General features: G+C 48.8%; 22 protein-coding genes. 10 read left to right on the top strand and 12 right to left on the bottom strand.

Going from position 1 to position 22,287, the window contains the following annotated elements:
* The first annotated feature begins 9 nt into the window (after positions 1-9).
* Entirely contained in the window at positions 10-600 is a 591-nt protein-coding gene (locus A1sIIA65_RS04065) for a response regulator (protein ID WP_223298566.1), read from the top strand.
* Here the strand turns inward: A1sIIA65_RS04065 and A1sIIA65_RS04070 are convergent.
* Together A1sIIA65_RS04070 and A1sIIA65_RS04075 are read right to left on the bottom strand one after the other, a co-directional pair.
* Positions 597-1,736: a glycosyltransferase family 4 protein gene (locus A1sIIA65_RS04070; protein ID WP_095676304.1), complete on the bottom strand. Its 1,140-nt coding sequence runs from the start codon at positions 1,734-1,736 to the stop codon at positions 597-599. The two genes, A1sIIA65_RS04065 and A1sIIA65_RS04070, sit on opposite strands and share 4 nt — an antisense overlap.
* Positions 1,736-2,746, bottom strand: coding sequence for a C40 family peptidase (locus A1sIIA65_RS04075; protein ID WP_095676305.1), 1,011 nt, complete (start codon positions 2,744-2,746; stop codon positions 1,736-1,738). The genes A1sIIA65_RS04070 and A1sIIA65_RS04075 overlap by 1 nt, the downstream gene beginning before the upstream one ends.
* 92 nt (positions 2,747-2,838) lie before the next feature.
* On the opposite strand from A1sIIA65_RS04075, the gene A1sIIA65_RS04080 reads away from it, so the two are divergent.
* On the top strand, positions 2,839-3,330 hold the full coding sequence (locus A1sIIA65_RS04080; RefSeq protein WP_095676306.1) for a dihydrofolate reductase family protein: 492 nt from the start codon (positions 2,839-2,841) through the stop codon (positions 3,328-3,330).
* Here A1sIIA65_RS04080 and A1sIIA65_RS04085 read toward each other — a convergent pair whose 3' ends face one another.
* A complete protein-coding gene (locus A1sIIA65_RS04085) occupies positions 3,331-4,173 on the bottom strand; it encodes a DMT family transporter (RefSeq protein WP_095676307.1) in 843 nt (280 codons plus the stop codon).
* Between the two features lie 70 nt (positions 4,174-4,243).
* Between A1sIIA65_RS04085 and A1sIIA65_RS04090 the strand changes: the two genes are divergently transcribed.
* Genes A1sIIA65_RS04090 through A1sIIA65_RS04110 form a run of 5 tightly spaced genes read left to right on the top strand, consistent with a single transcriptional unit; the run spans position 4,244 to position 10,358 of the window.
* Positions 4,244-4,828, top strand: coding sequence for a DUF3000 domain-containing protein (locus A1sIIA65_RS04090; protein ID WP_223298011.1), 585 nt, complete (start codon positions 4,244-4,246; stop codon positions 4,826-4,828).
* Entirely contained in the window at positions 4,821-6,119 is a 1,299-nt protein-coding gene (locus A1sIIA65_RS04095) for an HRDC domain-containing protein (RefSeq protein WP_223298500.1), read from the top strand. The genes A1sIIA65_RS04090 and A1sIIA65_RS04095 overlap by 8 nt, the downstream gene beginning before the upstream one ends.
* A gap of 55 nt (positions 6,120-6,174) precedes the next feature.
* Positions 6,175-6,993 (top strand): iron uptake transporter permease EfeU, encoded by an 819-nt coding sequence (efeU, locus tag A1sIIA65_RS04100; protein ID WP_095676309.1) that lies wholly within the window; start codon positions 6,175-6,177, stop codon positions 6,991-6,993.
* A 57-nt stretch (positions 6,994-7,050) separates the two neighbouring features.
* Positions 7,051-8,247 carry a thiolase family protein gene (locus A1sIIA65_RS04105; protein WP_095676310.1) on the top strand — a complete coding sequence of 399 codons (1,197 nt, stop codon included), beginning with the start codon at positions 7,051-7,053 and terminating at the stop codon, positions 8,245-8,247.
* The gene (locus A1sIIA65_RS04110) at positions 8,247-10,358 is read left to right on the top strand and encodes a 3-hydroxyacyl-CoA dehydrogenase NAD-binding domain-containing protein (RefSeq protein ID WP_095676311.1); all 2,112 of its coding nucleotides are present in this window, start codon (positions 8,247-8,249) and stop codon (positions 10,356-10,358) included. The genes A1sIIA65_RS04105 and A1sIIA65_RS04110 overlap by 1 nt, the downstream gene beginning before the upstream one ends.
* On the opposite strand, the gene dxs is transcribed toward A1sIIA65_RS04110, so the two are convergent.
* From dxs to A1sIIA65_RS04125, 3 genes are read right to left on the bottom strand one after another with little or no spacing between them, the layout of a single operon-like run.
* Complete coding sequence (gene dxs / locus A1sIIA65_RS04115) at positions 10,297-12,213, bottom strand: 1-deoxy-D-xylulose-5-phosphate synthase (RefSeq protein ID WP_095676312.1); 1,917 nt, start codon at positions 12,211-12,213, stop codon at positions 10,297-10,299. The two genes, A1sIIA65_RS04110 and dxs, sit on opposite strands and share 62 nt — an antisense overlap.
* 14 nt (positions 12,214-12,227) lie before the next feature.
* Complete coding sequence (acnA, locus tag A1sIIA65_RS04120) at positions 12,228-14,885, bottom strand: aconitate hydratase AcnA (RefSeq protein WP_095676313.1); 2,658 nt, start codon at positions 14,883-14,885, stop codon at positions 12,228-12,230.
* A 33-nt stretch (positions 14,886-14,918) separates the two neighbouring features.
* Positions 14,919-16,133, bottom strand: coding sequence for a class I SAM-dependent RNA methyltransferase (locus A1sIIA65_RS04125; protein ID WP_095676314.1), 1,215 nt, complete (start codon positions 16,131-16,133; stop codon positions 14,919-14,921).
* Positions 16,134-16,199: 66 nt separating this feature from the next.
* On the opposite strand from A1sIIA65_RS04125, the gene A1sIIA65_RS04130 reads away from it, so the two are divergent.
* Complete coding sequence (locus A1sIIA65_RS04130) at positions 16,200-16,859, top strand: potassium channel family protein (protein ID WP_095676315.1); 660 nt, start codon at positions 16,200-16,202, stop codon at positions 16,857-16,859.
* 3 nt (positions 16,860-16,862) lie between these two features.
* Positions 16,863-17,522, top strand: coding sequence for a potassium channel family protein (locus A1sIIA65_RS04135; protein WP_095676316.1), 660 nt, complete (start codon positions 16,863-16,865; stop codon positions 17,520-17,522).
* Here the strand turns inward: A1sIIA65_RS04135 and A1sIIA65_RS04140 are convergent.
* Genes A1sIIA65_RS04140 through A1sIIA65_RS04150 form a run of 3 tightly spaced genes read right to left on the bottom strand, consistent with a single transcriptional unit; the run spans position 17,509 to position 19,144 of the window.
* On the bottom strand, positions 17,509-18,123 hold the full coding sequence (locus A1sIIA65_RS04140; RefSeq protein WP_095676317.1) for a DUF3159 domain-containing protein: 615 nt from the start codon (positions 18,121-18,123) through the stop codon (positions 17,509-17,511). The two genes, A1sIIA65_RS04135 and A1sIIA65_RS04140, sit on opposite strands and share 14 nt — an antisense overlap.
* Complete coding sequence (gene dut / locus A1sIIA65_RS04145) at positions 18,120-18,563, bottom strand: dUTP diphosphatase (protein WP_095676318.1); 444 nt, start codon at positions 18,561-18,563, stop codon at positions 18,120-18,122. Before dut ends, A1sIIA65_RS04140 begins: the two co-directional genes overlap by 4 nt.
* The gene (locus A1sIIA65_RS04150; protein WP_095676319.1) at positions 18,560-19,144 is read right to left on the bottom strand and encodes a PaaI family thioesterase; all 585 of its coding nucleotides are present in this window, start codon (positions 19,142-19,144) and stop codon (positions 18,560-18,562) included. The genes dut and A1sIIA65_RS04150 overlap by 4 nt, the downstream gene beginning before the upstream one ends.
* A gap of 42 nt (positions 19,145-19,186) precedes the next feature.
* On the opposite strand from A1sIIA65_RS04150, the gene A1sIIA65_RS04155 reads away from it, so the two are divergent.
* On the top strand, positions 19,187-19,624 hold the full coding sequence (locus A1sIIA65_RS04155) for a DUF3093 domain-containing protein (RefSeq protein WP_095676848.1): 438 nt from the start codon (positions 19,187-19,189) through the stop codon (positions 19,622-19,624).
* Here A1sIIA65_RS04155 and A1sIIA65_RS04160 read toward each other — a convergent pair.
* The 3 genes from A1sIIA65_RS04160 to dapF form a co-directional block, all read right to left on the bottom strand.
* Complete coding sequence (locus tag A1sIIA65_RS04160) at positions 19,596-19,892, bottom strand: DUF4193 domain-containing protein (RefSeq protein ID WP_095676320.1); 297 nt, start codon at positions 19,890-19,892, stop codon at positions 19,596-19,598. The two genes, A1sIIA65_RS04155 and A1sIIA65_RS04160, sit on opposite strands and share 29 nt — an antisense overlap.
* 112 nt (positions 19,893-20,004) lie before the next feature.
* Positions 20,005-21,477 carry a GTPase HflX gene (gene hflX, locus A1sIIA65_RS04165; protein WP_095676321.1) on the bottom strand — a complete coding sequence of 491 codons (1,473 nt, stop codon included), beginning with the start codon at positions 21,475-21,477 and terminating at the stop codon, positions 20,005-20,007.
* Positions 21,477-22,283: a diaminopimelate epimerase gene (gene dapF, locus A1sIIA65_RS04170; RefSeq protein WP_095676322.1), complete on the bottom strand. Its 807-nt coding sequence runs from the start codon at positions 22,281-22,283 to the stop codon at positions 21,477-21,479. Before dapF ends, hflX begins: the two co-directional genes overlap by 1 nt.
* Between the last annotated feature and the right edge of the window lie 4 nt (positions 22,284-22,287).

The following is a 22,287-nucleotide window of genomic DNA, read 5'->3' on the forward strand; positions in this document are numbered from 1 at the left end:
ACTCTTGTCATTGATGATCATGCCGTCGTTCGCACAGGTGTGCGTCGAGCGCTGGAAAAATTAGAAAGGTTTGATGTTCATGAAGCAGCTTCGCGCGCGGAGGCATTTGCACAAATTGCAAGACTTAATCCTGCTCTAATCATTATTGATATCAATCTGCCTGATGGCAATGGTCTAGATATCGTGACCTGGGTCCGCTCAATCTCTCAACAGACTGCTCTCGTCATCTTGAGTCTTAACGAGAGCGATGTATATGTACTTGCTGCGATGAATGCTGGCGCTAGCGCCTTTGTGCAAAAAGCTGCACCCACGAGCGAATTGCTTGCAAGTATCGAGCACGCATTACTTTCACCCCAGACTTTTTCAGCGAGCGATATTGCAGGTGCTATCAAACGTACTCGCGAGACTTTTGGTCTGTCTCAACGTGAGCTTCAAATTCTTTCGCAACTACATAAAGGAGCTCCGCTTAAGGAATTTGCAGATTCCTTATTCATCACAGAATCAACACTTAAAACCCATCTGAGTGCGATCTATCGAAAAATGGGTGTGAAAAACCGAGTACAAGCTATCGAGAAAGCTAAGCAATCAGGCCTTAGCTAGAAAAGTTCGCTAAATCTCTTTGACCAGGTATCCCAGCGCCACTCATTCATAATCCATGCTCGTCCTCGAGCTCCCATACTTGTAGCTAGTACTGGATCCTTCAACAATCTAATTGCGACAACTGCAACATCATGCGGTGATGTGCCATCAACGGCATAACCGGTCTCACCTTCCAGAACTGCATCCGGTGCTCCCCCAGATTTACCGCCGATGACTGCAAGTCCGCATGCACTTGCCTCGAGATAAACAATTCCCAGTCCTTCAACTTCAAGTCCTGCTAACCGTGATCGAGATGGCATTGCAAAGATATCTCCCACGCAGATATATCGAGGTAGTTCTGCATAGTGAATACGGCCAATAAAGGTGATGGCGTGTGTGATATGAAGAGCTGCAGCTCGCTTCACTAAGTAATCTTTGTATGGTCCCTCACCAATGAAGAGCAGATGAGCATCAGGTACCTGAGCAAGGATTTCAGGCATTGCCTCAATCAGAGTGTCCTGGCCTTTGCGATGCACCAGTCTTCCCACGGAGACGATAACTTTCTTCTGCGTTAAACCTAGTTCTGCGCGAAGTGCTGCCGCATTTGGCTGTGGTGCAAAGTGATTGGTATCAATTCCTGGTGCAATCTTGACCATTGATTCTCGCGCACGTTGAGGCAGAGCTCGCTCAATCTGTGACTTCGTATAGCTTCCCAAATATGTGAGGTGATCTGTGCCAGAACCTATTCGACGCATCGCAAATGAAAATGGCCAGAGCTTTGCCCACCAAACTTCATGTCCATGCGTGAGAGCAACAATGCGAGTGACACCCGCCCGACGCAAACCCTGTGACAGCAGTGCAAGGGGTGCAGCTGCGCCAAAGAATGCCTTTGTTACTTTTCTTTCGCGAGCAATCTTTCTTACCGCCCTTCCTACTCGCGGTGAGGGCAGGAGAATCTTTGATCTATCTCTAATGACTTCTACACCGTAATTCTCACGCCAAGCCTGATCGAAGCTTTGCGAGCCCTCTTGTGAGGATGTGTAGACGATGACGGAATGCTTCGGCATTCGCTCAATGAGCCCGATGATGAAGGTTTCAATACCGCCGGCTCGTGGGCCAAAATCATTTGTAATACAGAGAATCGGAGATGCGCTCATTAGAACCGGCGCACGGCGACCAATGGCTTGCGACCGAGTGATGCTTCAGCGACCTTCACGCGCGATCCTGAACGGGGTGCATGGACCATTCGTCCGCCACCCAGATAAATACCCACGTGTGAAACCGGGCGACCAAAGAACATCAGATCGCCAGGCTTCTTCTGGTTAAAGGAAATCGATTTACCCATGCGCGATTGTGCACGGGATGAATGAGGAAGTGAGACACCAGCTGTTCGGAAGGCCCGCATCGTAAGACCTGAGCAATCCCAGGTAGTTAGACCTGCGGCACCGAAAACATATCTATCACCAATTTGCAAAAGAGCGTATTTCAGCGCGATGCCTGCACGACCTGAAACTCCTGCGGCACTCTTTGCTGCTTGCAGCGATGAAGCTTGATCGGCATTCTCTAAATCTTCAGCAAGTTTTGCTAATCGCTCGCGATCTTCCTTCTTTAACTTAGCTAGAAGAGATTCTGCCTGGGCCAGTTTTGAAGCCGCAAATGCACTGCGCTCAGCCAACTTCTTCTGCAACACCTTCACCTGGGCGAGTCGATCGCTCACAGTAAGAGATGTTGCATTGAGCTGTTGCTCTGCAGATTGGAATTTTCGTAGCTCCGTTGACTTACGTCGGGTAATTGCCTCAAGTGAGCCCGCAGATGAAAGATAGAGAGATGGATCAGAGGAGAAGAGAAGTTCAAGGCTCTGACTTAATGATCCTGATTTATATTGATTGACTGCAATGGTGCCAAGAGTCTTGGAAATTGCATCGACTGTCTTTCCCTGAATCGCAGCCTGTGCCTGGATCCCAGCTAGACTTCGCGTTAATGATGCCAACTTCACCTTCGCCTCTTGCGCACCTTCGGCAGCAGTCGTTGCCTCTTCTTCAAGTCGATTGATTTGTGCCTGAACTTGAGCCAATGTTTGGGCGGCAGTTGCTAGCGGTGGAGTAGTAAATGAGATGAGAAATACCGCAATGGCTGCCAAAGAGCCAGCACTCAACCGTTTTCTCATGTTTTAAGGCTAACGCCCATCTATGGAGATTTTCAATTTTGAACGAGGGATTTGCCTCATAAAAGGGTGAGAAATTCAATATTCTTACTCACATGAGAGTCACGGTCACGCTGGTTGTTGGGGCAGATGGCTCGACAACTAAGAACGGAAATTCTGCTGGGGTATCAAATACAGTCGATCGCACAGCATTTCTTGCCCGACGTAGAAACGCTGACTGCATCATTATCGGTGGCAATACTGCGCGCACAGAGCCCTATCACCGCACACCTGTTCCCATAATTGTTATTTCAAAGAGCTTGATCAATCCACTTGCTGATAATCGCTTGGCGCATTGCTGGAATCTTTCACCTGCCGATGCAATAGAGCGTGCAGCTAAAACTTTTGGACCCAATATTCACATTGAAGCAGGTGCTGCAATTATCCGTGAATTAATAGATGCCGATTATGTCGATGAGCTCGAGCTCAGTATTACAGATGTAATTGGCGGAGAAGATCTCATTGATGTGAAAGAACTTCTCTCCCACTTCTCTGAAGTAGATGAGAAGGTTGAAGCAGGGACCCGATTTATCTCCGCACGTAGGTAGTTATCTCGTTGAGATTAGGGCAACACCTATAACTGCAAATGCGATTCCTACATACTGCACTTTATGCAGACGCTCATGTAAGAATTTATAGGCAAGAAGTGCTGTGGCAATCGGATAGAGCGAGCCCAGCACCATCGCAAGTGAGACCAATCCCTTGGTAGTTGCAACTCCGAGCAATAGGTTGGCTGCGAAATCTGCCACACCGATAAAGATCAGAATAGGAAGTTCTGGCTTACCAAGTCCACCCATATGGCGAAACTTCAGAAAAATTCCAATTCCAATAATGAGCGTTGTAGTGCGCATCATTGTCATAGTCATCAAGGCGCTGCTCTCAGAGCCGATAGCCATGAAGACCAATGCGAACCCGAAGAAGACTGCAGCAGAGAGTGAAAGAAGAACGGGTTTTAATGGAAGCCCTTGAGATACTTCAGGGCCACTTGCTAAGAAACCACCAAGCAGTGCTGCCGCTACTCCAATACTTAATATCGTTGAGAGTTGATCGCCTTTGAAAATGATTGCGTAGGCAAGAGGAATCAGTGATCCGAGTGAACTAATCGGTGAAACAACGCCCATGCGTCCTGTTGAGAGGGCGGCGTAGAGACTCATTAATCCTGCATATCCACAGAGGCCAGCACATGCACCTGAAAAGAAATATCCATCGCTTCCAAAAGCCTGCGCACTCCACGCACCGGTAGCCAAGACCAAAATCAGACCTGTGATAAATCCGATCGCCTGAGAAGTGGCAAGTACTGCAATCGATGGAAATTTCTTACTCAACTTGCCTGCGTGATAATCGGCGCTTCCCCAGAGTCCGCTCGACAGAAGAGCTAGGAGGCTGGCCATGGCGAGGACTCTACAGCCCTACCCCCTCAGCCTCCCATCTAATAAGCACTTCGAACTTTAGAATTAACCAGTGAAATCGACATTTACTTTTGAAGAGATGATCGAGCTCCTTCGTACTTTCACTCCACGGCCTGAAATCATTTTGGAAGAAGTGCCGGCTCCGCAAAAACTTGCTACATATTCTTTTGCCTTTACCGCAGATATTTCCAATGGCCAGCCAGGAGATGCTGAGGAAGAAGTTGCATCTGGGCGCTTTGTTATTTTGCACGAGCCAGGTGGGCAAGATACGTGGGAAGGTGATTTCCGTTGCGTGAGCTTTATGCGCGCAGATGTCGATAGCGAGATGCAGGAAGATCCGCTGCTTCCAGAGGTCGGCTGGAATTGGTTACTTGATTCTCTCAATGCAACCGGGGCCCAATACAACGCACCTAGCGGAACAGTTACTCGAGTATCGAGCGCCTCATTTGGAAAACTTTCACCTCGTAATGATGATTCCGAAATTGAGATTCGTGCTTCATGGTCACCTCAGATTGATTCACCGGAAGAGATATTTGCTCACGTGCAGGCATGGTGCAATCTCATGACTGAGGTTGCCGGCTTGCCACCTATTCCTGATGGAGTTGCATCCATTGGTTCAGCTCGTCGCCGTGGCTGAGATAGAACAAACGCCGCAAGAACCGGCACCTACTCCACTTTTGCACCCAGCCGATGGCGTGCCACCAATCATCAACACAGAAGAGTTATTTGATGCCGCCCTTGCTCAGTTAGCTCTTGGTTCAGGTCCCTTTGCATTCGATGCAGAACGCGCATCAGGCTATAAATACAGTGCTCGTGCATATTTGATTCAAATAAAGCGCACCAACGGCGGATTACATCTCATCGATCCCATCGCATTTGGTCCTGGCCACCGCTGCTTTATCGCTCTCAATGAACTCATTCACGATGTTGAAGTTATCTTGCATGCCAGCACGCAAGATCTACCGTGTCTGCGCGAAGTGGGAATCCATCCGACCATCCTCTTTGATACTGAACTCGGTGGACGCATTGCGGGCCTTGCCCGCGTAGGTCTTGGGCCTCTCCTTGAATCTCTTATGGGGGTCTCACTTGCAAAGGAGCACTCTGCAGTGGATTGGTCCACAAGACCTCTGCCACACGATTGGCTCAACTATGCAGCTCTCGATGTCGAGCTCCTCGTTGAATTGCGCGAGAAGGTTTATCAACTCTTAGCTGATTCGAAAAAATGGAAGTGGGCTGAAGAAGATTTTGCAGCCATTCTTGCTGCGCCACCTGCTCCCCCACGTATTGATCCATGGCGTAGAACATCAGGAATGCATAAAATGAAAAAGCGTAATCACATGGCAGTTGTTCGCGAACTCTGGCAGGCGCGTAATGAGATGGCGCAAGATCTTGATATCTCACCAGGGCGACTTCTCTCCGATGCTGCGATTACAGAGATAGCGATGAATGCGGATAAGGGTCCGATTACCAATCGCAAACATCTAGAGAAAATTCTTCGCCCCCTTGGCTTGCGAGCGCGATGGTTAGAAAATGCTGCCACGTGGATTAGCTGCATCACCGATGCGATAGCGATGCCGGAGGATCAATGGCCAGAGACTCGATCAAAGAGCGATGTTCTTCCTCCCATTAAAATTTGGCGTGAGAGATTCCCTGAAAAATATGCACCCCTTACTCATGCCAGGTTTAATCTTCAGGTGAGGGCCGAGGAGCTATCGATTCCTCTGGAAAATATGATTAGCCCAGAACTTGTGCGCCGCATCTGCTGGCAGCCTCCCGAGGGATCTGTGGAGCAAGCCCTTCTAGCCCTGGGAGCGCGCCGCTGGCAGGCTGAAATAGCCTCTCCCATCCTGGAGCAGGCCCTGACTGAGCGTGAGCCCCTTGAAATCCCTGAGGTCGCCGCAGAGGCAGAGGCTGCCCCAGAAGAGTGATGAATTACGCAACATAAGAGTTGCGTAAATAGGCGGGCTCAATTACCCTCACACCATGCTTAGTACATTCATCATCGCCCTTCGCGAAGGCCTCGAGGCCGCGCTCATCGTTGGAATTCTTGTTGCCTACCTCGTGAAGAGTGATCAAAGAAGCCATTTACGGGCACTCTGGACCGGTGTCTCTCTGGCCCTTTTCGCCAGCTTGGCACTCGGAGCATTCCTCTCCTACACCTCAACCGAGCTTTCCGATAAGGGTGAAGAGCTCTTTGCTGGCACAACATCATTTGTTGCAGTTGCGATGGTGACATGGATGGTCTTCTGGATGAAGCGCACAGCACGTGGTCTGCGCGATCAACTCCATGGCAAGGCAGAGGTTGCAGTTTCATCAGGAGCTCTCTCTATTGCAACCCTTGCCTTCTTCGCAGTTGCCCGTGAAGGCCTTGAAACATCACTCTTTCTCTACTCCAATTTCAAAGCAGTGGGAGCTTTCTCAACAGCAACTCTTGGACTGATCCTTGGACTCGCATTGGCTGTAGTACTTGGTTATGGAATCTACAACCGCTCACTCAAACTTAATTTGGGTAAGTTCTTCACATACTCAGGTGTGGCGCTGATCGTTGTTGCAGCAGGAGTTCTCTCCTATGGAATCCATGAATTCCAAGAATTCGGCATCTTGCCAGGACCTGATGCCTTTGCATGGGATGTCACATCATGGATGCCGAAGGAATCATTTATCGCATCCTTGCTCGGTGGAACTATCGGCTTCGATACAACGACCTCATGGCTGCAGCTCTTTGCATGGGCTGCCTACCTCGGTCTAACAATTGCGGCCTACCTCTCACCTGCAAAGGTAAAAACTCCCCTCAACGCATAGCCTTTTGCCCTACTGGCGAGTAACCTTTGGAACATACTCACCAGCGAAGGAAGTTCTATGTCTGAAGTCCGCTCTGTTGTTCTCGTCGATGCCGTCCGCACCCCCTTTGGTAAGGCGGGAAGTATTTATGCAGGCACTCGCGCCGATGACCTCATGGTTCGCGCGATGCGAGGGCTCTTAGAACGTAATCCGAAGGTGGATCCTGCATCGATCGATGATGTTGCCATCGCTGCTGCAACGCAGACTGGTGATCAGGGAATGAACATTGGTCGAAGCGCCACACTTCTTGCCGGATTACCTAAGACTGTTCCTGGTTACTCCATTGATCGTTGGTGCGCTGGTGCGCTAACTGCAACCACCACTGTTGCGGGTGCGATTGCGATGGGTGCAATCGATATCGCTATCGCAGGCGGCGTTGAACATATGGGTAACCACCCTATGGGCGAACTTATGGATCCTAATCCTCGCTACTTAGCTGAGAAGTTGGTGGAACAAGATGCGCTCGCTATGGGTGCAACTGCAGAGCGCTTACATGATCGCTTCCCACATTTAACGAAGGAGCGCGCAGATGCATATGCGCTCGCCTCTCAGATGAAGACCGCTAAGGCATATGCCGATGGAAAGATTCAACGCGATCTCATTCCCACGGCATCTCGCAGCCCAGAACTCGGTTGGGGTATTGCAACGGTTGATGAAGCACCACGCCCCACAACAACGATGGAAGGACTTGCTGGCCTTAAGACTCCATTTCGTCCAGCAGGTCGCGTTACTGCGGGAAATTCTTCAGGGCTTAACGACGGTGCAACTGCAGCTCTTCTTGCTAGTGAAGATAAGGCGAAAGAACTTGGTCTAACAATCAAAGCTCGCATGGTCACATTCGCATTCGCTGGCGTTGAGCCAGAAGTGATGGGATATGGACCCGTTCCTTCAACGATAAAGGCTCTTAGTAAAGCAGGCTTAAAGATTGAAGATATCGGCGCCTTTGAAGTCAATGAAGCGTTTGCTGTGCAGGTACTTGCATTCCTCGATCACTTTGGAATCGCAGATGATGATCCTCGCGTGAATCCTTATGGTGGTGCAATTGCTGTGGGCCACCCACTTGCCTCATCCGGTGTTCGATTGATGCTCAACTTAGCGCGCACCTTTGAAGAGAAGACTGATGTGCGATACGGAATTACAACAATGTGTATTGGCCTTGGCATGGGCGGCACAATCATTTGGGAAAATCCACACTTTGTTGGAGGTAAGAAGTAATGACTACAGCTACTCAGCTCCCAGAAGGTGCACCAGAAGAAGTTGTTACCAACGCATTAGTTCGCGATGTTGACCTCTCCCCCTTTGGATTTATGGGCACCCTCGCTCTCATCACTCTCGATAACGGTCTCGATCACACCCGCCCAAATACTTTTGGTCCACAATCACTTGCAGCGCTAGATGCTGCAATAACAGATGCAGCCTCACGCAAGCCATCGGCTATCGCAATCACAGGTAAGCCATTTATCTTTGCAGCAGGTGCTGATCTATCAGCGCTCTCATTCTTGAGTAAGCGCGAGCAATCACTTGCCATTGGAAAGCTCGGCCACGATGTTTTTCGTCGTCTCGATGAGATTGGAATTCCTACCTTTGCATTTATCAATGGCTTAGCCCTTGGTGGCGGACTCGAAGTCGGACTTCACTGCAACTACCGCACATTATCTGCAACAGCGCTCACCGGATTACCTGAGGTCTTCCTGGGACTCGTTCCTGGCTGGGGTGGAGCAACGATTGTTCCTAAGTTAATTGGACCAGAACGCGCTGTTCAAATCATTATCGGCAACGCACTCAATAACAACACAATGATGAAATCTAAGGATGCACTCGGCCTTGGAATCGTTGATGCCGTCTATGCACCCGCTGATTTTCTTGAAAAATCTGTCGCATTTGCTGCATCTGTCTTAAGTGGTGCAACAAAGATAGAGCGCAAAGATTATTCGAATGATCCTGCATGGGATTCAGCACTTGCTGCAGGTCGCGCAGCAGCTCTTAAGAAGTATGGTGGTGCAGAAATTGCATCTCCCATGAGAGCGCTAGAACTTATTGCTGCAGCTAGAACCAATACCCGCGCTCAAGGCTTTGATGCAGAAGATGTCGCACTTGCTGATCTGACCATGTCAGATCCACTTCGTGCATCCCTCTATGCATTTAATGTGATTCAGAAGAAGCGCAAGAAGGTAGAGGGTGCTCCAAAGCCAGCACTTGCTCGCAAGATCTCACGCGTGGGTGTTGTTGGCGCTGGTCTGATGGCATCACAGCTTGCTCTCCTATTGCTTCGCAATCTCAAATGTCCTGTTGTGATGACAGATATCGACCAAGAGCGCGCCGATAAGGGCGTTGCATGGGTCAAGAATGAACTTGCAAAGCTCGTTGAAAAAAAGCGCATGAGTGCAGAGTCTGCTGGGCGTCTCTCACTTCTTATTAGTGGATCCTCTGATCAGCAAGTTTTCGCCGGCTGTGACTTCATCATTGAAGCAATCTTTGAAGAGCTCTCGCTGAAGCAAGAACTCTTTAAGAAGCTGGAGAAGATTGTGGGGCCTGAATGCGTTCTTGCTACCAATACCTCATCACTTTCTGTTGAGCGCATGAGTGAGAGACTTGAACATCCTGAGCGCGTTGTGGGATTCCACTTCTTTAACCCTGTTGCTGTGATGCCACTTCTTGAAGTAGCTCGAACATCAAAGACAGATGATGCAACTACTGCAACGGCTGTGAGCATCGGCAAAGAACTCAAGAAGACGATGATCATCTGTAAAGATGCTCCGGGCTTTGTGGTAAACCGGCTACTTACTCGCTTTATGGGCGAGATCACTGATGCGGTGGATGAAGGAACAGATCCAGCAACTGCTGATAATGCGATGCGCAGTATTGGCTTTCCTATGTCTCCCTTTGAACTCCTTGGCCTCGTAGGCCCTGGCGTTGCACTCCATGTTTCAGAGACACTGAATGCAAATCTTGGCCCTCGCTATCGCATCTCTCCAACGATGCAGGCTATGGTCAAAGAAGGTGTTAAAACTTTCTACATTAAAAACGAAGACGGTTCATTTGGACCAAACCCTGCAGCACTTGCCCTCGTCCACAAAGGATCAACTCCATCAACTGCTGAGCAGGTTCGTTCTCGAGCGCTGAAAGCTCTTGCGGAGGAAGCCCGCATGATGCTCGATGAAGGTGTTGTTTCAACTCCTGCAGAGATTGACCTGTGCATGTTGATGGGTGCTGGTTGGCCGATGCATCTCGGCGGAATCTTGCCCTACTTAGATCGTGAAGGAATTAGCGAGTCTGTTTGCGGTCAGCGTTTTCATGCGCCGGGAATTGCATCTCTTCCACAGTAGAACTCCACTCGACAATGTCGCGTGAAATCTTCTGAGCAGTAATTCCAAGATCTTCTAGGATTTCTGCACGCTTTGAATGCTCAATGAAGGCAAGTGGCACACCGATGCTGTGCAGCGCAACATTAAGGCCTGCCTCACGGAACATCTCAGAAATCGAACTTGCGATACCCGCATGGCGAATTCCATCTTCAAGCACAACAACACTCTTATAGCGCTGAGCCATGGTGATGAGTGACTGTGGAAGTGGCTTAACCCAACGAGGATCAATCACTGTGACTCCAACACCTTCACGGTATGCCTGTGAGGCAGCTTCGACTGCAATTGCAGCCATAGAACCAATACTGACAAGAAGAACGTCTGCACTCTCACCACGATAGAGAACATCTATGCCATCGCGTCGCTCAAATGCGGGAATATCACTTTGCACAGCGCCCTTTGGAAAACGAACCAGAGATGGCGCATCAGAAATTTCCACAGCTTCGCGCAACGTTTCACGAAGCCTGGCTGCATCGCGAGGAGCCGCCACATGCATAGTCGGCACGATTCCTGTCAGTGCCAGATCCCACACGCCATTATGTGAAGGACCGTCATCACCGGTAACACCTGAGCGGTCGAGTACGAATGTAACGCCCGCCTTGTGGAGTGCAACATCCATCAACATTTGATCAAATGCGCGGTTTAAGAATGTGGAATAAACAGCAACTACTGGGTGCATTCCGGCAAATGCCAAACCTGCAGCACTTGTCACAGCATGTTGCTCTGCAATACCAACATCAATGGTGCGATCTGGGAATGCTGCCTCAAACTTATCAAGGCCAGTAGGTCCAAGCATCGCAGCGGTAATTGCCACAATATCTTTGCGCTCATGGCCAAGGGCGACTAGTTCCTCAGAAAAAACGCTGGTCCAGGTGGTTACAGATTTACCAAGTGGGGTGCCAGTCTCAGGATCCACGATTCCAACAGCATGGAACTTCTCGGCTTCATCTTCAATTGCAGGCTTATGTCCCTTACCTTTTTCGGTGATGACGTGAAGAAGAACTGGTTCGCCAAATTCCTTGGCTTGAACAAGTGCGCGCTCCATAGCTGCAACATCATGTCCATCGATAGGTCCGACATACTTCAAACCAAGATCTTCAAACATTCCCTGTGGGGCAATGATGTCTTTGATGCCTTTTTTCACACCGTGGAGAGTTTCATAGATGGGATTTCCCACGACTGGGGTCTTTGTAAGAACCTCTTTGCCCCAATCCAAAAAGCGCTCATAACCGCGCGTGACACGAAGTGTTGAAAGATATGTGGCAACTCCACCAATAGTCGGTGAATAAGAACGTTCATTGTCGTTAACGACGATGATGAGATTTCTATCGGTGGCTGCCGCAATGTTGTTGAGAGCCTCCCATGACATTCCACCTGTGAGTGCGCCATCTCCTACGACTACGACAACGTGGCGATCAGATTGGCCAGTAAGTGAGAAGCCACGTGAAATTCCATCACCCCATGAGAGGGCAGTGGATGCATGTGAATTCTCGATAACGTCGTGAACACTCTCGCTACGGTTTGGATACCCGGCAATTCCTCCACGTTGACGTAACTTATCGAATTGATCTGCGCGCCCTGTCAGAATTTTGTGAACGTAAGATTGATGACCTGTATCGAAGAGAACAACATCTTTCGGTGAATCAAAGATGCGATGGATAGCGATTGTTAGCTCAACAACTCCAAGGTTGGGACCTAAGTGGCCACCAGTCTTAGAGACTTGAGTAATGAGGAATTGGCGAATCTCTTCAGAAAGCTGAGCTAGCTGCTCAAGGCTGAGCGCTTTGAGGTCGCTAGGACTTTTGATCGATTCGAGCATGGAGGCAGTCTAGATTAGCCACGGAGCTGACGCAGTACGTATTGCATGATTCCGCCGTGGCGATAGTAATCAGCCTCTCCTGGCGTATCGATACGTACCTTGGCAGTGAAGGTCTTATCCCCCGCAGTCACAGTGACTTCCTTAGGGATACCACCGTTATTGAGTGCCATCACTCCTGTGATTGCAAAGCTCTCATCACCCTTGAGTCCCAGTGATTGAGCATTTGCTCCATTGGTAAATTGCAAAGGAAGAACTCCCATACCAATCAGGTTAGAACGGTGAATACGTTCGAAGCTTTCTGCAATTACTGCGCGAACTCCAAGGAGTGCTGTGCCCTTTGCCGCCCAGTCACGGGAAGAACCAGATCCATATTCCTTACCTGCAAGGATGATCAGACCAACACCTGCTGCTTGATATGCAACGGATGCATCATAAATTGTTGTCTGCTCGCCATTATTAAGGAAATTCTTTGTGAAGCTTCCTTCAACACCATCGAGAAGTAAGTTCTTCAAACGAATATTGGCAAATGTTCCACGAATCATTACTTCATGGTTTCCGCGGCGTGAGCCATATGAGTTGAAGTCTTTGTGGTCAACTCCATTTGCCTCTAAGTACTTACCAGCAGGTGAATCAGCCTTGATGTTTCCAGCTGGTGAAATGTGATCTGTAGTTACTGAATCACCAAGAATCGCAAGAACGCGAGCTCCGGTGATATCTGTTACCGGCTTAGGTTCAGCAGGCATTCCATCAAAGTAAGGAGGTTTGCGCACATAGGTTGATTTAGGGTCCCACTCAAATGTTTTCCCTGTTGGGGTATCAAGTGACTTCCAGCGATGATCGCCATCAAAGACGGTTGCATAATCCTTCTTAAACATCTCAGATGAGATAGAGGAATCAATCACTGATTGAATCTCTTGGGCAGATGGCCAGATATCTTTCAGAAGTACTGGATTTCCATCTTTATCGTTGCCCAGTGAATCCTGTTCGAAGTCGTGATCCATCGTGCCAGCGAGTGCATAGGCAACAACGAGTGGAGGTGATGCTAAGTAGTTCATCTTCACATCAGGGCTAATGCGCCCTTCAAAGTTACGGTTTCCTGAAAGAACTGCAGTGACTGCAAGATCGTTCTCGTTGACTGCCTTACTGATTTCGATAGGAAGGGGACCTGAATTTCCAATACAGGTAACGCAGCCATAACCAACAAGGTTGAAGCCAAGTGCTTCCATATATTTGGTCAGATCTGCGCGGTCGTAGTAATCGGTAACGACCTTAGATCCTGGAGCAAGAGTTGTCTTTACCCAAGGCTTTGACGTTAGGCCCTTCTCTACTGCTTTCTTTGCAAGCAAGGCTGCACCAATCATGACTGAAGGATTTGATGTATTGGTGCACGATGTAATCGATGCAATAACAACATCGCCATTCTTAATCGTTGTCGCCTTTGCTCCTACCTTGACTGGATATGCCTCTTTGCCAGTCTTATCGGAGAAGTAGGTAGGAAGAATCTTTTCAAAAGATGACTTTGATGCGGTCAGTGAGATGCGATCTTGCGGACGCTTAGGACCTGCAATGGATGAGACCACAGTCGAGAGATCAAGTTCTATATGTTCTGAGAATCGAGGAGAAACAGCTGGGTCATGCCACATGCCTTGAGCCTTTGCATACTGCTCAACAAGTGCAACCTGATCATCGCTGCGACCTGTAAGACGCAGGTAGCGAAGCGTCTCTTCATCAATTGGGAAGATGGCACATGTTGAACCATATTCAGGCGACATATTTCCGATTGTTGTGCGGTTAGCCATCGGTACGGAGACAACACCAGGACCGTAGAACTCAACGAATTTACCAACCACTCCGTGCTTACGAAGCATCTCAGTAATGGTCAGAGCCATATCTGTCGCAGTTGTTCCAACAGGTAGTTCGCCAGAGAGCTTAAATCCGACAACGCGTGGAATAAGCATTGAGACTGGCTGGCCAAGGAGTGCTGCCTCTGCTTCGATGCCGCCAACACCCCAACCAAGAACACCGAGTCCGTTGACCATGGTTGTGTGTGAATCTGTTCCCACGACAGTGTCAGGGTATGCGCGCAACACACCGTTGACTGTTCGAGTCATTACAACGCGCGCTAAGTATTCAATATTTACTTGGTGAACAATTCCCGTTCCCGGTGGAACAACCTTGAATTCATCAAAGGCTCCTTGGCCCCAACGCAGGAAGCGATAACGCTCACGGTTGCGTTCATATTCAATATCAGTGTTCTTCTCGAAGGAATCCTTCGTGCCAAAGACATCAGCAATAACGGAGTGATCGATTACCAGTTCGGCTGGAGCGAGCGGATTGACCTTGGAAGGGTCTCCCCCAAGATCCACGATGGCTTCACGCATCGTTGCAAGATCGACGATGCAAGGAACTCCTGTGAAGTCCTGCATGACAACGCGAGCAGGAGTGAATTGAATTTCAGTATCTGGCTCAACTGATGGGTCCCACTGCGCAAGAGCTTTGATGTGATCGGCGGTGATGTTGGCGCCATCTTCTGTGCGCAGGAGATTTTCAAGAAGGACTTTGAGTGAGAAGGGAAGGTTTGTTGCACCATCGACTGTTGAGATATCAAAGATTTCATACTCTTTGCCGGCAACTGTGAGGTTCTTCTTCGTTCCAAGTGAGTTCTTGCTCATCGCGCTTCTTCTTTCAAGGGAGATATCTTGACGTCAAGATACCTTACTTGGCATGAATTTCGCAACAGATTCGATGTGGTGAGTCATTGGGAAGAGATCGAATGCACGCATAGATTCGAGTTGGTAACCAGCATCACGTAGGTATCCGGTATCTCTGGCAAGGGCTGCTGGGTCGCAGGCAACATAGACGATTGTTCGAGGTTTCAACTGAGCACAGTGCGCGATGACATCTTTACCTGCACCTTCGCGAGGTGGGTCCAAGACAATGACATCAGCTTGTGAAAAGCGTGTGATGAGCCGTGCAACATCACCGGTGTGAATATGAACATTGCTCTTGCCATCAAAGTTGCGTGAAGCATCCGCCGTTGCGTTCTTACTTCCTTCAACAATTTCAACTGATCCAGTTTCGCCAATAAGCGATAAGAAACTTGCTGCAAAGAGACCGACTCCCCCGTATAGGTCAAGAACGCGATCGCCTTCACGCGCCTTGGCATATTGCAGAACTGCATCAGTAAGTACTCGAGGTGCATCTTTGTGGCTCTGCCAAAATGATTTCTGGCTTACTTCAAATGAATTCTCACCCACTATGTAGTGAGCGATATCAGGCCCATCACTGACTCGCAGTGGAGATTCATCGCGAGAGTTTGCGGTAGCGATGGTTCTCTCACCTGTGTTGGAAATCGAAATTTCAATGCGCTGATCACCTTTGGCACCGCGCTGGGCAAGTTCTGAATATCGCATTTCCGGAACGAGAATCCGGCAATCATCAACCGGGATAATTGTGTGGGAACGGGCTTGATAGAACCCCAGTGCTCCAGCTTTTGTGGTGACTGCAGAGCATCGAGTTCGCCATCCCAGAGGACCAGCAACTTCTTCGACCTCAACTTCAATATCTATCTTCGCAATGCGTGCGAATTGCTCTGTAATCACATCGCTCTTGAGGTTTCGCTGTCGAGGAAGTGAAATATGTTGAAAATCGCACCCTCCACAGCCGCTTCGATGCGCGAATCGACATGGGGCGCTCACGCGATCACCGGATGCTGTGATGACTTCAATAACGTCGGCCCGGTTAAATGAAGAACCTGTGCTTGTTATCTCGATATCGCATTCTTCGCCTGGAATTGCATGTCTGACGAAGATGACTGCGCCTTCAAATCGAGCGATGAAATGGCCACCGTGGGCAACTTTCTCTATCGTCACCCTTATTTTCTGCCCTACTGCCAGGGTTGTTCTCTTCGTGGATGACATAAAGCTAAGCCTAGTCGAGTTTGCCGTAAGGGAGATTTTTCTCGCAAGCAGTAGTAAGTTACTCCTGTGCACGTAGTGATTATGGGTTGCGGTCGAGTCGGTTCATCTTTAGCCATCGAACTTGAAGCTGCTGGCCATTCCGTTGCAATCATCGATCAAGCAAAAGAAGCCTTCCGTCGCCTTGGACCAGATTTCAAGGGTCGCACAGTTGTTGGCGTAGGTTTTGATCGCGACACCTTGCTTGAAGCAGGTATTGAAGGAGCTCAAGCTTTTGCAGCCGTGAGTAATGGCGATAATTCAAATATTTTGGCAGCACGCGTTGCGCGCGAAAGTTATGGTGTTACCAATGTTGTTGCTCGTATCTATGACCCAGGCCGTGCGGAAATTTATCAGCGCCTTGGAATTCCAACAGTTGCAACAGTTATCTGGGCAACAGATCAAATTTTGCGTCGTATCGCACCAGGTGGTGCTCGCTCTGAATGGCGCGATGCAACAGGCACAGTCCAACTTCTTGAGGTTCATCCTCACCTGGATTGGTATGGACGTCCTATCTCAGAACTTGAATCCGCCTCCCATGCGCGCGTTGCATTCTTAACTCGTCTTGGTGAAGGCCTCATTCCTGAAGCTCACACAGTTCTTCAAGATGGCGACCTCGTTCACATGACAATTCGCGACGATGCGATGGCTGCAGCTGAAACTGCTCTCACACAAGGGCCAGGTGCTTAAAGAATGAGAATTGCAATTGCTGGAGCTGGAAATGTCGGTCGTGCTATTGCGCGCGAACTTCTTGATAATGGTCATCAAGTCCTTCTAATTGACCGCGACCCTAAGGCTCTCAAAATAGATTCTGTCCCCGATGCTGAGTGGCTCATGGCTGATGCGTGTGAGATTGCATCCCTAGATAACGCTCAGCTCAACACCTGCCAAGTTCTTGTTGCAGCAACCGGTGATGACAAAGTTAATCTTGTTGCATCACTACTTGGAAAGACCGAATACGGAGTACCCCGCGTTGTTGCCCGCATTAATCACCCAAAGAATGAATGGCTCTTTGATCAATCGTGGGGTGTAGATGTTGCTGTATCCACTCCTCGCATCATCTCAGCGCTCGTAGAAGAGGCAGTCAGCGTTGGCGATGTAGTTCGTCTCTTCTCATTCCGAAAAGGTCAAGCAAACCTTGTAGAACTCACACTTCCTGATTCATCAACATGCATTGGCAAAACTGTTGAAGAAGTAACTCTTCCAGATGATGCATCCCTTGCAGCAATCGTTCGTGATGGTCGCGTCATTGCACCAGTGCCAAGTGATGTGTTTATCGCAGGAGATGAACTTCTCTTTGTTGCATCAGCTACTGCTGAAGATCTTATTAAGGGCTGCTTTATTGCTCAGTAGGTAGTTTGGGTGCGTTTTTAAGCACCATCCATGAACCGTATGCGGTTGCGATAAAGAGTGGGTAACCCATAGCCAAGTTCACTGTTCCAAGTAAATTGACATTTCCACTGCGATAAATTGGATACTGCACAGCGATACGGGTAAAGAACATTGCAACCCATAACCAGCTTGCAAGTATGTATGCACGCTTTCGCTCAGGATGATTTCGCCATTTGAGGTTCTCTCCCAAGATTGGCCCCAGCATCAGACCTAGGATTGGCCACCCAGCGAGGTTTGCCACAAGATAGAGCGTGCCGTAACCAAGGTTGGTTAGCAGCTTTGGAATGTAGAGATCACTCGCATTTCCTGTGCGGTTCGCAAACCAAGCGCAGATGAGCACGCCAATAAACCCACTGATTGCATGTTGGATGGTGTCGCGGCGAGCTAATCGAAAGATTGTAAGAATCGCAGAGATTGCAATGGAGGCAAAGAGTGCGCTATTGAGTTGATCGGTTACATTGAAAACAACAAGAAAGATAACGGCTGGAATTCCAGAGTCGATGAGACCTTTCTTACCACCGAAGGCAGCTAGAACTTTGTCGCGATCTTCATGTTGTGTCATTTGCGCCCCGTTGATCCAAAGCCACCAGTGCCTCGACCAGAACCTGGCAACTCATCTACTTCGACAAATTGCGCACGCTCAACTTTTTGAAAGACTAATTGTGCGATGCGATCTCCACGTTTAAAGGTGACGCTCTCTTTAGGATCGTGATTGATCATGATGCATTGAAGTTCCCCGCGAAAGCCTGCATCCACCGTGCCTGGCGCATTGACCATGGTGACCCCATGCTTAATGGCAAGTCCCGAACGGGGATGAACCAGTGCCACATATCCATCAGGAAGTGCGATGGATATACCTGTTGGGACTAGTGCGCGCTCACCAGGCGCTAACGTGATGTCGATGCGAGAGACGATATCCGCCCCTGCATCTCCGCCCTTTGAATACTGAGGAATCGGCAAATCTGGATCTAGTCGCTTAATGAGAACTTGGAAATCGCTCATGGGTTGATATCAAACTCTGGATCGACAAAGGAGAGAAGTTCAGGGTTCTTACGCAGCGCTTCCATATATTCAGCTGGAGCATTTTCCAAGAAGTGTTTCATTGGAACAATCACAAAGAGAGATGCAGCACGGACTGCAACCTCACCATCAGGACCACCTAAGCGTCCTTCTGCCTCTGAATACACCTTGCGGTTAACCTGACCTGTAATGCGCGCTGTGATGTATAGCTTTGTCCCAATAGGAACAGGCTTAAGAAAATCAGTTTCAAGACGAGCAGTAACAGCAGGTGCGCGAAGCAACCACATCAACTTTCCAAGTGCTTCATCAAAAGCGAGAGAAAGCAATCCACCGTGTGCCAAGCCTGGCGCACCTTGATGATTTTCAGTAACAACAAACTCTGCAGTGATATCTGCGCCCTGTCCGACATGAGCAACAAGGTGCAAACCTGTTGGATGTAGTTCTCCGCAACCAAAACAATGTTTAAAGTGAGATGGAATCTGTGATCCGGTAGTTGGTGAGAGTGGATGGCGTTCTGGAATCTGCGCTCCGTCAGGAGGCGTAGTACTTGCAACGCGACTCATGTGGATAGGTTACTTGATGATTTGCACGATAACCTAGCGCTCGTGCCCTTTAAAGAAGTGATACGTCCCCCACTGTGGCTTCTCGCCTTCATCTATTTCCTTTTTCTTTCCCTCGTTATTGCAATATGGGCGGCTTTTGATAATCAGAGCGCCTTCATCGCTTGGCTCGCTGCAACCATAGGAATAGTTGGCATCGCTTTCTCCGCACGTTCAGAGATAACTGTTGATGAGAAGGAGTTGCGCATTGGACGCGCTCACATCGAGTTGAAATACCTCGACAAAGTTGAGCTGCTGACTAAGGATGAAATGAGACTTCTTCGGACCCGAGATGCAGATCCTGCTGCTTATCTAGCGATTAAGTTCTGGATGTCAACGGGTGTGAAAATCACGCTTAAGGATCAACGTGATTCCACTCCGTATTGGTTGGTAAGTTCTAGAAAATCTAAAGAACTTACGAGCACTCTTTACAAATTGCTTTAGCGCCTTCGCCCTTAGCAAGTTGTGTGATGTGATGAATCAAGAAACAACGTGAACAGGTGAATTCATCTAACTGAACTGGAACAACTCGAACTGCTAGTTGCTCACCCGAAAGGTCTGCTCCTGGAAGTTCAAGATTCTCTGCAGCTTCTGCCTCATCAACATCAATCTGTCCTGATTGTGCATCAACGCGCTTAGCTTTGAGTTCTTCTAACGATTCTTCGTGAAGCTCCTCGTCGGTCTTTCTGGGTGTGTCGTAATCTGTTGCCACTGCTATCACCTCGCTTCCATAGATCTCTTATGAGCGGGTGAAGTTACCCGACATGCGCGAATAGTTGCGCATTCTCTCCTGTATAGACCATACAACCGACGGCGTGTCGCCTTTATTCCTGCTTTGAGGTGGCAATTTCAATCGCTTTTGCCAGCCCACCATCAACATAGGCATGGATTGCCGTTCCTTCTGCCAGATGTTCTTCACTGAGGATTTCACCATGCTCATGGATAGCGCTCACAAGATCGCCGCGTTGATAAGGAATAACAGTTGTGATTTCCACACTCGGATGTGGCAGTGATTTCTCAATTGCATGGACTAATCCATCAACACCAAATCCGGAGCGGACGGAGAATGCATAACTGTTCGGTTCTCTGCGCAAAATCTCCATCACAACATCAGGGCTTGCAATATCCACCTTATTGATTGCGATGATTTCAGGGATGTCTCCCCCGCCAATTTCAGTAATAACTTGCCTGACCGCACGAATTTGTTCAAAGGGATCAGAGTGTGAGCCATCGACAACGTGCACAATCAGATCTGCCCCAGATACCTCTTCAAGAGTGGATTTAAAGGCATCGACCAATTGATGAGGAAGGTGGCGCACGAATCCAACTGTGTCAGAGAGCGTATAAACGCGTCCCTCTGCCGTTTCACACTTACGCACAGTTGGATCTAGTGTTGCAAAGAGTGCATTCTCAACAAGTACCCCCGCACCTGTCAGTGCATTGAGCAGTGATGATTTACCAGCATTGGTATAACCAGCGATTGCAACCGATGGGATATTAAATCGCTTACGCTCTTGGCGCTTGGTATCGCGAGAAACTTTCATCTCAGCGATTTCACGGCGCAACTTCGCCATCTTGTCGCGAATACGACGGCGATCAGTTTCAATCTTTGTCTCACCAGGGCCTCGGCCACCAATACCTGCTCCACCTGCTGCGCGACCACCCACCTGGCGCGAGAGTGAATCACCCCAGCCGCGAAGACGTGGAAGAAGGTAGGCAATCTGTGCAAGCTCAACCTGCGCCTTACCTTCCTTACTCTTTGCATGCTGAGCAAAAATATCGAGAATCAACGCAACTCGATCGACAACCTTGACCTTCAACTTATCTTCTAAGGTACGTAGTTGTGCTGGAGAAAGTTCACCATCGCAGACAACGGTGTCGGCGCCCGTTGCCACAACAATCTGACGAAGTTCAATGAGCTTTCCAGAACCAATGTATGTTGCAGGATCTGGTTTATCGCGTCTTTGAATGAGTGCATCCATAACTTCAGAACCGGCTGTTTCAGCAAGTGCTTTGAGCTCTGCCATGGAATTTTCTGCCATCTCAGCAGTTCCTTCAGTCCACACACCCACTAACACAACTCGCTCTAATTGAAGCTGGCGGTATTCAGCCTCAGAAATATCTTGAAGTTCAGTAGAGAAACCCTTGATACGACGGAGAGCATTACGGTCTGAAAGCTCTTGTTGATCATTTTCTTGAAAATCACTCTCATCGTAATCAAAATCAGCAGCAGCTCGCGCACTCTCACGTAGGAGTTCATCGAATAACTTGTCGTAGCCGTCCTCAGGAGTCGTCATTACGCTAAGAACTTTGTGAGGTCGTGATCTTCAAGAATGACAGCAGGCCCAGTCAATGTGGCATTGGAATGGCCATCAATATCAACAATCAAACGTCCACCTGGTGGGTAGATAGTCCATCGAGATGGAAGTTTTCCATTTGTCTTTAGGGTTGCAGCAAGTGCGACAGCGCATGTTCCAGTGCCACAGGAGCGAGTCTCTCCACTTCCACGTTCGTGTACTCGCATCTTTGCTTCAAAGTTAGGCAGGAGCTCAACAAATTCAACGTTAACACCTTCTGGGTATGAGGATGCAGGAGCTACAGCAGGTGCATCAGCAAGTGAACCAACATCTTCTAAGGAATCCACAAAGACAACCGCATGAGGGTTTCCCACATTGATGTTGTATCCACTCCAGGTATGGCCGTTATTGCTGGCTTCAATCTCTTCCATCTCATCAGTGACATGACCCATATTCACTGAGATATCTCCATCCATTGGCACACGCAAATGCTTCATTCCAGCCCTGGTATCAATGGCAAAGATTCCTTCAGGTTGAATCGAACGTGTGACAAGATATTTTGCCATCACACGAATTCCATTGCCGCACATCTCAGCGATCGAACCATCGGCATTGCGGTAATCCATAAACCATTTGCCGTCGTTCTTCACAATGCGGATAAGCCCATCCGCACCAATTCCAGTGGCGCGATTACAGATTGCAGCGATCTGTGATTCAGTAATAGAGACATCATTTTCTGGGTCAAAAATGAGGACAAAGTCATTCTCAGTTCCGTGGCCATATGTGCCAATTACTGGATGCGTCATGATG

Source organism: Candidatus Planktophila dulcis (assembly GCF_002288225.1).
In the GTDB taxonomy this organism is placed as follows: Bacteria; Actinomycetota; Actinomycetes; order Nanopelagicales; family Nanopelagicaceae; genus Planktophila; species Planktophila dulcis.